Genomic DNA, 10,505 nt, shown 5'->3' on the forward strand with positions numbered 1-10,505 from the left:
GAGTCGGACGGCACCGTCACGGCGGGCAACTCGTGCGGGTTCTCGGACGGCGCCGCCGCGATGGCGGTCACGACCCCCGAGGTGTCGCGGGAGCTCGGTCTCCCGGCGCTGCGCGTGCGCGCGGCGGCGGTCGCGGCGGGCGACCCCGCGCTTCCCGGCATCGGCGCCGCCCCGGCCGCCCGTGCGGCGCTGGACCGCGCCGGCCTCACCGTCGCCGACCTCGGCTTCGTCGAGATCACGGAGGCGTTCGCCGCGCAGCTGCTCGCGGTGAGCGACGACCTCGGCCTCGATGAGGCGACGATCTCCGCCGACGGCGGCGCGATCGCGCTCGGTCACCCCTGGGGCGCATCCGGCGCCATTCTCCTCGTGCGCCTCGCCGCGCGCATGCTCGACGGCGACGCCGACGGCCGCGCCGGGCTCGCCGCGTGCTCGATCGGCGGCGGACAGGGCATCGCGATGATCGTGGAGCGGGCGGCATGAGCGGCATCCGGTTCGAGGACGTCAGCCACGACTTCGGCGACGAGCGCGTCGTCGACCACGTCACGCTCGAGCTGACCGAACGGCGGGTCGGCATCGTCGGCGCGAACGGCTCGGGCAAGTCGACGCTCGCGCGCATGATCAACGGGCTTGTGACGCCCACCGAGGGCCGCGTCGAGGTCGACGGCCTGGACGTCGCCAGGCACGGCCGGGAGGTGCGTCGCCGCGTCGGCTTCGTCTTCACCAACGCCGACACGCAGATCGTCATGCCCACCGTGCGCGAGGACGTCGCGTTCACCCTGCGGCGCCACCGGCTGAGTCCGGCGGATGCCGCGGCCCGCGTCGAGCGGACCCTGGACCGGTTCGGGCTCGCCGACCTCGCCGACCGGCCGGCGCACCGGCTCTCCGGCGGGCAGAAGCAGCTGCTCGCGCTCGCGGCCGTCCTCGTCGGCGAACCGTCGATCGTCGTCGCCGACGAGCCCACGACGCTGCTCGACGCGCGCAACGCGCGCCGCATCGCCGAGCACTTCGAGACGCTCGACGAGCAGCTGGTCGTCGTCAGCCACCAGCTCGAACTGCTCGAGTCGTTCGACCGGGTCATCGTGATGGAGGGCGGCCGCGTGATCGCCGACGACGAGCCGCGCCCGGCGCTCGACGCGTACCGGGCCCTGATCGGGTGAGCGGCGCATGATCGGCGTCTTCCATCCCGGCACCTCGGTGGTGCACCGCGCGCCCGCGCTGGTGAAGCTCGGGCTGCTGGCCGTCATCGTGACCACGGTGGCGCTGCTGCCGTCGCTTCCGGCCCTCGGGGCGGCATCGGTCGTCGTCGTCGCGCTGTTCGCGCTCGCGCGCGTGCCGTTCCGCGTGGCGTGGCGGCAGGTGTCGCCGATCCTGTGGATCCTCGCGTTCGCGGTGCCCGTGCAGTGGATCTTCGCCGGCTGGGAGGCGGCCGCGACCATGGGCGTGCGGCTCGTGCTCGCCGTCGCGCTGGCGGCCGTCTACACGCTCACGACGCCGGTCACGGCGACGCTCGACGCCATGCAGGTGCTGCTGCGACCGTTCCGCCGCTGGATCGATGCCGACCGCGTCGGCCTCGCGCTGGCCCTGGCGATCCGCTGCGTGCCCCTGCTCGCCGACCTCGTGCGCGAGGTGCTCGACGCGCGCAAGGCGCGCGGCGCCGAGGGCTCGCCGACGGCGTTCGCGGTCCCCGTGATCGTGCGCGCGCTGCGCACCGCGGATCACCTCGGCGAGGCGCTCATGGCGCGCGGCGTCGACGACTGAGCGGATGCCGCAGCCGGGCCGGCCGGCGTCTCGACGCACCGGTCCGCCCGTGTCGCCGGTCTGCGCCAGACTGGTCCTCGCCCTGCCGACCCGAGGAGACCCGCACCGACATGATGGGTGTCACCCATGCCACCAGCGGCGCCGCCGCGTGGATCGCGATCACCAGCACGATGCCCGTCATCACCTTCGGAACGTACCCGCTCGATCCCGTCGGCGTGCTCGCGGGCACGGCCGTGTGCGCGGGGGCGGCGCTGCTGCCCGACGCCGACCATCACAGCGCGACGATCGCACGATCCGTGCCGGTGCTCGGGCGCCTCGCGACCGGGACGGTCGGGGTGTTCGCGGGCGGCCACCGCCAGGGCGCGCACTCCGCGATCGCGATCGGCGTCGTCGCAGCGGCCGCGTGGGCGCTGACGCTGCTCACCGTCCCCACCGAGGCGTTCGGCACGATCGCCGTCGGCGCCGGCATCGGCACCGCGGCCCTCACCGCGTTCGGCCTCAAGGCCCGGCGGTACGCGCCGTCGTGGCCGGTCGCGTGGCTGCTCGGCGTGCTGCTCGGGGCGTTCATCGTCGTGTTCGCGCCCGACCAGGTCGGATGGTTCCCGCTCGCCGTCACGGTCGGCTTCGTCGCGCACCTCGCCGGGGACTTCCTCACGACGGGCGGGTTGCCGGGCCTGCTCTGGCCGTGGGTGCTGCGGCCGCCGGAGCAGCTCCGGCCCGTGCCCGTGATCAACCGCATCTGGTTGCCCAACGGCTTCGTCGCCCTGCCGGTGCTCGGCGACACGGGTTCGTACCGCGAGGCCCTCTTCGGTACGCTGCTCGCGCTGTACTGCTTCGCGGGGTTCGCGCACGAGGGGCTGGTGCTCGCCGGCGTCGACCTCCTCGCCCTCCTGGCGACGGACGCCGCGAACCCGACCGGAGGCACGCCATGACCGACCCGCAGCCGCACACCACCCGCATCGGCATCGAACCGGCGGCATCCGCCGCCGACGCCGAGCTGGTCGAATCGATCGCGGACCTCGTCAACCGCGTCTACGACGAGGCCGAGGCGGGCCTCTGGCTGCCGGGTGCGGAGCGCACGACGCCCGACCAGGTCGCCGAGCTCGTCGCTGCGGGACAGATCGCCACCGCGAGGGAGCACGACCGCCTGGTCGGGGCGGTGCGCGTGCACGCGCTCGACGACGACCTCGCGGAGTTCGGCATGCTCGCCGCCGACCCCGACCGACGCGGGCTGGGCATCGGCCGCGACCTCGTCGCGTTCTCCGAACGTCTCGCCGCGGGGCGCGGCGCCCGGACGATGCAGCTCGAGCTCCTCGTGCCCGTCTCGTGGGCCCACCCGTCGAAGGAGTTTCTCCGCGCCTGGTACGAGCGCCTCGGATACCGGGTGGTGCGGACCGGCGACCTCGCCGAGCTGCACCCCGAGCTCGCGCCGTTGCTCGCGACCGAGTGCGACCTGCTCGTGTTCCACCGGCCGCTCGCATCCGTGCGCTGAGGCCGGGCGGCCGTGCGCTGACGCCGTCGAGCCGCGAGCGGCGTCCCCGGACGCGAAAAAGCCCCGGATGCTGGCGAGAGCATTCCGGGGCTGATCCGTGCACCCCCAGGGACTTGAACCCTGAACCCACTGATTAAGAGTCAGTTGCTCTGCCGATTGAGCTAGAGGTGCGTTCCGGCGGGATCTGCATCAACCCCGAACCGAGGAACAACGGTATCAGATGGGCCGCTCCAACGCGAATCGGGGCCGCTCGGGCGCGTCGCGCGTCGAACCCGACGCGCAGCCGCGCACGGATCGGCGTTCCGCCGCGGCATCCGTCGGCGTCTCGCGCCGCGATTAGGCTGGCCGGGTGACGGATGCCACGACCCAGCCGGAACCCCACGACCCCGCCCGCGACGGGGTCGACCCCGACGTCGAGGCGCTCGCGCTCGACAACGACCTCGCGCTCGCCCTCGAGCTGGCCGACCTCGCCGACGCGGCGGCCATGGACCGGTTCCGGGCCGTCGACCTCCGCGTCGACACGAAACCCGACCGCACCTTCGTGACCGAGGCCGACCTCGCCGTCGAGCGCGCCGTTCGCGACCTGATCGCCGAACGACGACCCGGCGACGGCGTCCTCGGCGAGGAGTACGGCACGCAGGGCTCCGGATCGCGCCAGTGGATCGTCGACCCGATCGACGGCACCTCCAACTTCCTCCGCGGCGTCCCGGTCTGGGGTGCGCTCATCGCACTCACGGTCGACGGCGTCCCGGTCGTGGGCGTCGCGTCGATGCCCGCGCTCGGCCGTCGCTGGTGGGGCGCGCAGGGCCTCGGGGCGTTCACCACCGATGCGCCCGGCGCCGAGCCCCGCGCGATCCGGGTGTCGGAGGTGTCCGAGCTCGCCGACGCCTCGCTGAGCTTCCAGAGCATCGCCCAGTGGCGCGACGCCGGTCAGCTCGAGGCGCTGCTCGCCCTCGGCGAGCGGGTCTGGCGCGATCGCGCGTACGGCGACCTCTGGTCGTACTGCCTCTTGGCGGAGGGGCTCGTCGACGTGGTGGCCGAGTTCGACCTGAAGCCTTGGGACATCGCCGCGGCGGTGCCGATCGTCGAGGCGGCCGGCGGCCGGGTGACCTCGACGGCCGGCACGGACCTCGGCGACGGCAGCGTGCTCGCCACGAACGGTCGCCTGCACGACGCGGTGCTGGGCGTGCTCGATCGCGGCGCGGCATCCGCCGACTGACCCGCCCGGCACCTGAACCCGCACGCGATCGACCGACCGGAGGCCGCCATGGAACTCTGCATCTTCACCGAACCCCAGCAGGGCATGAGCTACGACGAGCAGCTCGCGCAGGCGCAGGCGACCGAGCGGCTCGGGTTCGACGGATGGTTCCGCAGCGACCACTACCTGCGCATGGGCGACGGCTCGCCGCTGCCGGGCCCGACCGACGCCTGGACGACGCTCGCCGGGCTCGCCCGCGAGACCAGCCGCATCCGGCTCGGCACGCTCGTGTCGTCGGCGACGTTCCGGCACCCGAGCGTGCTCGCCATCCAGGTCGCGCAGGTCGACGCGATGTCGGAGGGCCGCGCCGAGTTCGGCCTCGGCACCGGATGGTTCGCCGAGGAGCACCGCGCGTACGGCATCCCGTTCCCCGACCGCCGGTTCGGCCTGCTCGAGGAGCAACTCGCGATCGTCACCGGGCTGTGGTCCACGCCGGTCGGCGAGACGTTCTCGTTCGCCGGCGAGCACTACGAGCTCGACGCCGCTCCCGCCCTGCCGAAGCCCGTGCAGGCCCGCATGCCCGTCATCGTCGGCGGCGGCGGTCCCTCGCGCACGCCCGCGATCGCCGCGCGGTACGCGACCGAGTACAACCGGGGCTTCGTGGGCGAGGACGAGATCGCGGTCGCGTTCGCGCGCGTGCGGGCCGCCTGCGAGGCGGCCGACCGCGATCCGGCGAGCCTGCGCCTCAGCGTGGCGCTGCCGACGGTCGTGGCGACGGATGACGCCACCTACCGCCGTCGGCTCGACGCGATCGGGGCCGACCCCGCGACGTTCGCCGAGGTCAACGTCGCGGGCACGCCCGAGCGGGCCGTGGAGAAGCTGCAGCGCCTGCGCGACCTCGGCGCCGACCGCGTCTACCTCCAGCTCGTCGACGTGCGCGACCTCGAACACGTGGAACTCATCGGCGCCGAGGTGCTCCCGCACCTGCGTTGACGTGCCGTCCGGCGTCACGAGCGGTGACGCGGAGCCTCGCGGAGCGTACCCTTGAGATGAGGGCCGGGGGGCCTCGATGGGGGAAGAGCCGGTGGTGGGGCGGAGACGTCATCAGGTCGAGGACCAGCGACCGCTGGGTCCTGACGACGACCCCTACCTCGCCTACCTCCAGTGGCGCGAAGAGCGCGAGGCGGAGGCCGCCGCGGCGCGCGCCGCCGCGGGCGAGCCCGAGCCCGAACCGCAGGAGGCGGAGTCGGTCTTCGCGGGGCGCACGGGCCTCCGCTCGCTGATCGGGCGTCTCTCGGCACGGCGTCACGTCAACGGCCGCGACTGAGGCGCCGGCCGCCCTCCCGGAACCGGTGGCGTGCCGCTAGGCTGGCGCGGCCGCACCCGCACGGACGGCGGCTCACCCTCTCGAGACAGGAACCGAATTGCCCTCCATCGTTCGCGTCGCGCGCCCTGCCGTGATCGCCGCCGCCGCCCTCCTCGCCGCGTCGCTCACCGGTTGCGGTGCGATCGGCGACCTGCTGTCGGGACCGGCCCAGCCGGAGCGGGACGAGACCACCCAGGAGATCGTCGAGTCGGCCGACGCCGACGTCTTCGCGCTGCGCGTGGGCGACTGCCTCAACATGATCGCGGCCGACGAGGTGGAGACCGTTCCGGTCGTCCCCTGCGGGGAGCCGCACAGCGACGAGGTGTTCCACGAGTTCCAGATCCCCGACGGCGAGTACCCCGGCGACGATGCCGTGATCGCCGCCGCCGAGGAGTCGTGCCTCGCCGCCTTCGAACCGTTCATCGGACTGCCGTTCGAGCAATCGACCCTCGACGTGTCCTGGTACGTGCCCACGCAGCAGTCGTGGGAGGGCATGGACGACCGCACGGTGTCGTGCATGGTCTCCGACCCGGCCGGCGAGGTCACGGGCACGCTGAAGGACGCCCAGTACTGACGCCGGACACGACGAAGGCCGCCCCCTCGGGGGCGGCCTTCGTGCGGCTGACTTCACGTCGTGCGATGACGGCCGATGGTGGAGATGGGGGGAATTGAACCCCCGTCCATCGCTGTGATTCCACGCCTTCTCCGGGCGCAGCCTGTGCAAGCGTTCTGCTCGGCCCCGACCTTTGCCACAGGCACCCAAGTCGACAGGCCCAGCCTGAGTAAAGTCCCGCACGTCGCTCAGGCGACGACGCGCAGCAAGTTCCCTAGATGACGCCAGCGACCGGGTCGGGAACGCACCCGGGCTGACGGACTATCGGGCTCGCTTAGGCAGCGAGGGCGAAGTCAGACTGCTTCTTATTGGCAGTTATTGTTTTGCAGAGAGCGTTAACGAGATAACCCTGCATCCTCGGCCCGCTTCTCGTGGGTTCGCAGGCGATGTCGAAACCGATCATCCCCATGTGTCGCCGCCCGACCTGGGTCGGATCGACGGGCCGTCAATCGCACGCTGTGGAGTTGCCATGCCCGGGCGGCGAGGCGTTGAAGCGCCCGTCACCCGGCCTTACAGTCTAGAACAGGCGCGGCCGCTCCGCCATTCCCGAGCGGAGTTCTTGGAGGAACCGAATGGCCACGGTCATCGCCGTCAGCGGACGCGCCGAGGTGCGCATCGAACCCGAACTCGGGGCGGTGTCGCTCACCGTCGGTTCGTCCGGAGGGGACCGCGAGCCGCTCCTGCACGACGTCGCCGAGGCGCACGAGCGCCTCCTGGAGGACGTCCGGGAGCTCGAGGCCTCGGGCGTGCTCGACACGTGGTCGGCTGGCCAGTTGCGCGTGTGGTCGCACCGCCCGTGGAACGCCGAGGGCCGGCAGCTTCCGCTCGTGCACCAGGCCAACGCCGATGTCGAGGTCGTGTTCAGCGACCTGTCGGCGCTCGGCGGGTGGCTCGGCCGGGTGACCGGCGCGCCGCACCTCACGCTCGGCGGCATCGAGTGGCGGCTGACGGATGCCACGCGCGACCGCGTGCTCGAGGAGGCGCAGCGCGCCGCGGTCGCCGACGCCGTGCGCAAGGCGGCCGTCTACGCAGAAGCGCTCGGACTCGGCGCGCCCGTCGCGATCGAGCTCGCCGACAGCGGCATGCTCACCACGCCGCAGCCGATGCCGCGACCGCACCAGGCCGTGATGATGCGGGCGATGGCGCTGGACGGTGCGCCCGAACCCGAGATCGCGCCCGCGAAGCTCGTCATCGAGGCATCCGTCGACGCGCGCTTCCACGCCGAGTAGGCGCGAGCAGCGAGGTCGGCCCGACGCACTCGGGCGCGGTCAGCCGCGCTCGATGAGCAGCGACTCGAGCGCGTCGAGTTCGGCTCGCGAGAGCCCCGAGGCGAGCAGGTAGTCGCGTGCCGTTCCGTGCCGGCGCTCGACCTCGTCGAGGGCGACCTCGATCGCCTCGCGCGGGCTGCCGCCCATGAGCGCGCGGAGCTCGGGGGTGTCCGGGATGCCGTACCGCCCGATGAGGGCGACCATCTCCTCGAGCCACTCCCCCGCCAGGTGCGTCTCGGTGAGGATGTAGTCGGCGATGACCGCCTCGCGGTCCACGCCCGCGGCGAGCAGGGTGAGCGCGACGACGATGCCGGTGCGGTCCTTGCCTGCGGTGCAGTGCACGAGCACGGCCCGGTCCCCCGAGGTCGCGATCTCGCGCACGGCGTCGACGACGATGGGCGCGTGCGTGGTCACGATGCGGTGGTAGAGCGCCTCGAGCGAGATCCCGTGCTCGCCCTGAGAGGCCCCCGAGCCCTCGAAGACGGGCAGGCGGCGCACCTCGACGTCGAGCCCCTCGAGGTCGTCGGGCATGAGCCGGGCCTCGTTGTCGTCGCGCAGGTCGATGACGACCCCGACGTCGAGCCGTCGGAGCGCCTCGCGGCCCTCGTCACCGAGGCGGTGCAGCCCGTCGGATCGGTAGAGCACGCCGCGGCGCACGCTCCCACCGCGCGCCGGCAGGCCGCCCACGTCGCGGAAGTTGTACGTGCCCGGCACCGGGATGCGCGTCGAGATCTCCACGGATCGGAGCCTACCCTTGGGTGTCCTACCGGCGGCTGGGAGTCCGCGGAGCGGACCGGCGAAGCGACCTCACTCGCCGAGGTGGCGCCGCGACGCGATCGCGCGCGCCGCCTCGCGCTTGTCCTGCTTCTCGCGGAGCGCCTGGCGCTTGTCGTACTCGCGCTTGCCCTTCGCGACCGCGATCTCGACCTTCGCGCGGCCGTCGCTGAAGTACAGGCGGAGCGGCACGATCGTGTAGCCGCCCTCCTTGGTCTTGTGGCTGATCTTCACGATCTCGTGCTTGTGCAGCAGCAGCTTGCGCTTGCGCCGGGGCGCGTGGTTGTTCCACGTGCCCTCGGTGTACTCGGGGATGTGGACGGCGTCGAGCCACATCTCGCCGCCGTCGATGAAGGCGTACCCGTCGACGAGCGACGCACGCCCCTGCCGCAGCGACTTCACCTCGGTGCCCGACAGCACGATGCCGGCCTCGTAGGTGTCCTCGATGGTGTAGTCGTGGCGCGCCTTGCGGTTGGTCGCGACGACCTTCTCGCCCTGCTCCCTCGGCATGGCGCGCTCCTCTCCTGGCAGCGTTCGAACAGCGGATGCCGCCGGCGTCGGCCGGCAAGCCCTTCAGTCTAGTCCGCCCCGCGGCATCCGCTCACCGTCGGCCGGGATCACACCCGGAGGTACCGCCCGATGGCGATCGCCGCGGAGATCGCCGCGAGCAGCACGCCCACGCCGATGAGGAGCGGCACCACGAGCAGCGCATCGCCCAGCCCCACGAACGTGAACGAGAGCGTCTCGGCGAGGTAGCCCTGCACGAAGAAGTACACGATGGCGACGACCGCGCCGCCCGCGAGGAGCGAACCGATCAACCCGGCGAAGATGCCCTCGAGCACGAACGGCGTCTGGATGAAGCGGTTGGACGCGCCCACGAGCCGCATGATGCCGAGCTCCTTGCGCCTCGAGTACGCCGACAGCCGGATGGTCGTCGCGATGAGGAGCGCGGCTGCGATGAGCATCACCCCGGCGACGGCCACGGCCGTGTAGCTCGCCACGTTCAGCACGTTGAAGATCTGGTCGAGGTAGCGGCGTTGGTCGACGACCTGTTCGACGCCGGCGAGCCCCGCGAGGCTCTCGACCAGGACGTCGGACTGCGACGGGTCGACGAGGTTCACCCAGAACGTCTCGTTGAGCACGTCGGGCGTGACGTAGTCCGCGGCGGGCGTGCCCTCGAACTGCTCCTGGAAGTTCTCGTACGCCTGGTCGCGATCCTCGAAGTAGTACTCGTCGATGAACGGCGACAGCGTGGCGCCCGAGAGCTGCGCCTCGACGGCCTCCTTCTGTTCGGGCGTCGCCTCGCCGTCGATGCAGCCCGCGGCCGTCGACACCGCCGTGCACAGGTACACGGCGACCTGGGCGCGGTCGTACCAGTAGCCGCGCATCTGCTGGATCTGCAGCTGCAGCAGCGCCGCGATGCCGACGAACGTGAGCGACACGAACGTGACGAGCACGACGGAGACCACCATGGTGGCGTTGCGGCGGAGACCGTTGGCGGCCTCTCCGAGCACGAGTCCGACCCTCACTTGACGGGCCCCACTTCCTGGTCGTCGTCGCCGGGTCGCGGTCCGGCGGGGCTGCGCAGTCCGAGGCGCTCGGCGAGCGTGAGGTTCGCCGACTGCCGGCCGCTCACGGGCGGCGCGGGGCGTCCCGGTGGGCCGTCCGCGTCGTCGTCGACGGATGCCGCGGCATCCGCCTTCGCGCGATCGCGCGTGCCCAGCGGTTCGACGGGTGCGGTCGCGGCGGCGGTGATCGCGGCGGCCTCCTCGGTCACCTCGTCGGTCACCTCCGGCTCGACGTAGAGCGGCGGCGCGTCGCGCATCATCTGCGGCGTGACCTTGGGTGCGGCGGCGGTGACCGTCGGCGGCTCCGCCGAGGTCGGTCGCTCCTCGGGCGCCTCCACGGCGGCGGCCGTCTCGGCGGGGGCCTCCGGCGTCGGGACGTCGGCGGCGGACGGCGCCGAGGGCGCGGAGGCGGGCGCGGCGGACGGCGCGTCGACGGGCTCGGCCGAGCGGCGGCGTCCGAGACCGCGC

At 72.8% G+C, this 10,505-nt stretch carries 12 protein-coding genes, 1 tRNA gene, 1 other RNA gene and 2 pseudogenes; 10 read left to right on the forward strand and 6 right to left on the reverse strand.

All coding sequences use genetic code 11. The features are described 5' to 3' along the window. From AVP42_RS02295 to AVP42_RS02315, 5 genes and pseudogenes are all read left to right on the forward strand, one after another. A pseudogene (locus tag AVP42_RS02295) lies at positions 1-480 on the forward strand (acetyl-CoA C-acyltransferase); the annotation flags it as partial. After that, the gene (locus tag AVP42_RS02300) at positions 477-1,157 is read left to right on the forward strand and encodes an energy-coupling factor ABC transporter ATP-binding protein (protein ID WP_067945731.1); all 681 of its coding nucleotides are present in this window, start codon (positions 477-479) and stop codon (positions 1,155-1,157) included. The pseudogene AVP42_RS02295 and the gene AVP42_RS02300, both read left to right, overlap by 4 nt. A gap of 7 nt (positions 1,158-1,164) precedes the next feature. Next, positions 1,165-1,758 carry an energy-coupling factor transporter transmembrane protein EcfT gene (locus AVP42_RS02305; protein WP_067945733.1) on the forward strand — a complete coding sequence of 198 codons (594 nt, stop codon included), beginning with the start codon at positions 1,165-1,167 and terminating at the stop codon, positions 1,756-1,758. Between the two features lie 110 nt (positions 1,759-1,868). Continuing rightward, entirely contained in the window at positions 1,869-2,690 is an 822-nt protein-coding gene (locus tag AVP42_RS02310; RefSeq protein WP_067945735.1) for a metal-dependent hydrolase, read from the forward strand. Continuing rightward, complete coding sequence (locus AVP42_RS02315; protein ID WP_082846930.1) at positions 2,687-3,250, forward strand: GNAT family N-acetyltransferase; 564 nt, start codon at positions 2,687-2,689, stop codon at positions 3,248-3,250. The genes AVP42_RS02310 and AVP42_RS02315 overlap by 4 nt, the downstream gene beginning before the upstream one ends. A 98-nt stretch (positions 3,251-3,348) precedes the next feature. Here the strand turns inward: AVP42_RS02315 and AVP42_RS02320 are convergent. Then, a tRNA-Lys gene (locus AVP42_RS02320) sits at positions 3,349-3,421 on the reverse strand. 178 nt (positions 3,422-3,599) lie between these two features. On the opposite strand from AVP42_RS02320, the gene hisN reads away from it, so the two are divergent. The 4 genes from hisN (at position 3,600) to AVP42_RS02340 (ending at position 6,388) form a co-directional block, all read left to right on the forward strand. Beyond that, on the forward strand, positions 3,600-4,469 hold the full coding sequence (gene hisN / locus AVP42_RS02325) for a histidinol-phosphatase (RefSeq protein ID WP_082846931.1): 870 nt from the start codon (positions 3,600-3,602) through the stop codon (positions 4,467-4,469). Positions 4,470-4,517: 48 nt separating this feature from the next. Then, on the forward strand, positions 4,518-5,441 hold the full coding sequence (locus AVP42_RS02330; protein WP_067945737.1) for an LLM class F420-dependent oxidoreductase: 924 nt from the start codon (positions 4,518-4,520) through the stop codon (positions 5,439-5,441). A gap of 94 nt (positions 5,442-5,535) precedes the next feature. Continuing rightward, positions 5,536-5,775 (forward strand): hypothetical protein, encoded by a 240-nt coding sequence (locus AVP42_RS02335; protein ID WP_157356686.1) that lies wholly within the window; start codon positions 5,536-5,538, stop codon positions 5,773-5,775. Positions 5,776-5,872: 97 nt separating this feature from the next. Next, positions 5,873-6,388 carry a septum formation family protein gene (locus AVP42_RS02340; RefSeq protein WP_067945741.1) on the forward strand — a complete coding sequence of 172 codons (516 nt, stop codon included), beginning with the start codon at positions 5,873-5,875 and terminating at the stop codon, positions 6,386-6,388. 76 nt (positions 6,389-6,464) lie between these two features. Here AVP42_RS02340 and ssrA read toward each other — a convergent pair. Continuing rightward, positions 6,465-6,834, reverse strand: a transfer-messenger RNA (tmRNA) gene (gene ssrA / locus AVP42_RS02345). A gap of 165 nt (positions 6,835-6,999) precedes the next feature. Between ssrA and AVP42_RS02350 the strand changes: the two genes are divergently transcribed. Next, the gene (locus AVP42_RS02350) at positions 7,000-7,656 is read left to right on the forward strand and encodes an SIMPL domain-containing protein (RefSeq protein WP_067945743.1); all 657 of its coding nucleotides are present in this window, start codon (positions 7,000-7,002) and stop codon (positions 7,654-7,656) included. 39 nt (positions 7,657-7,695) lie between these two features. On the opposite strand, the gene AVP42_RS02355 is transcribed toward AVP42_RS02350, so the two are convergent. The 4 genes and pseudogenes from AVP42_RS02355 to AVP42_RS16550 form a co-directional block, all read right to left on the reverse strand. Beyond that, entirely contained in the window at positions 7,696-8,433 is a 738-nt protein-coding gene (locus AVP42_RS02355) for a tyrosine-protein phosphatase (RefSeq protein ID WP_067945745.1), read from the reverse strand. Between the two features lie 69 nt (positions 8,434-8,502). Then, complete coding sequence (gene smpB / locus AVP42_RS02360) at positions 8,503-8,979, reverse strand: SsrA-binding protein SmpB (protein ID WP_067945747.1); 477 nt, start codon at positions 8,977-8,979, stop codon at positions 8,503-8,505. 107 nt (positions 8,980-9,086) lie between these two features. Then, positions 9,087-9,998, reverse strand: coding sequence for a permease-like cell division protein FtsX (gene ftsX, locus AVP42_RS02365; protein WP_067945748.1), 912 nt, complete (start codon positions 9,996-9,998; stop codon positions 9,087-9,089). Continuing rightward, positions 9,995-10,505, reverse strand: a pseudogene (locus AVP42_RS16550) (hypothetical protein); the annotation flags it as partial. The gene ftsX and the pseudogene AVP42_RS16550, both read right to left, overlap by 4 nt.

Origin of the sequence: Agromyces sp. NDB4Y10 (genome assembly GCF_001620055.1) — a bacterium.
Classification (GTDB): domain Bacteria; phylum Actinomycetota; class Actinomycetes; order Actinomycetales; family Microbacteriaceae; genus Agromyces; species Agromyces indicus.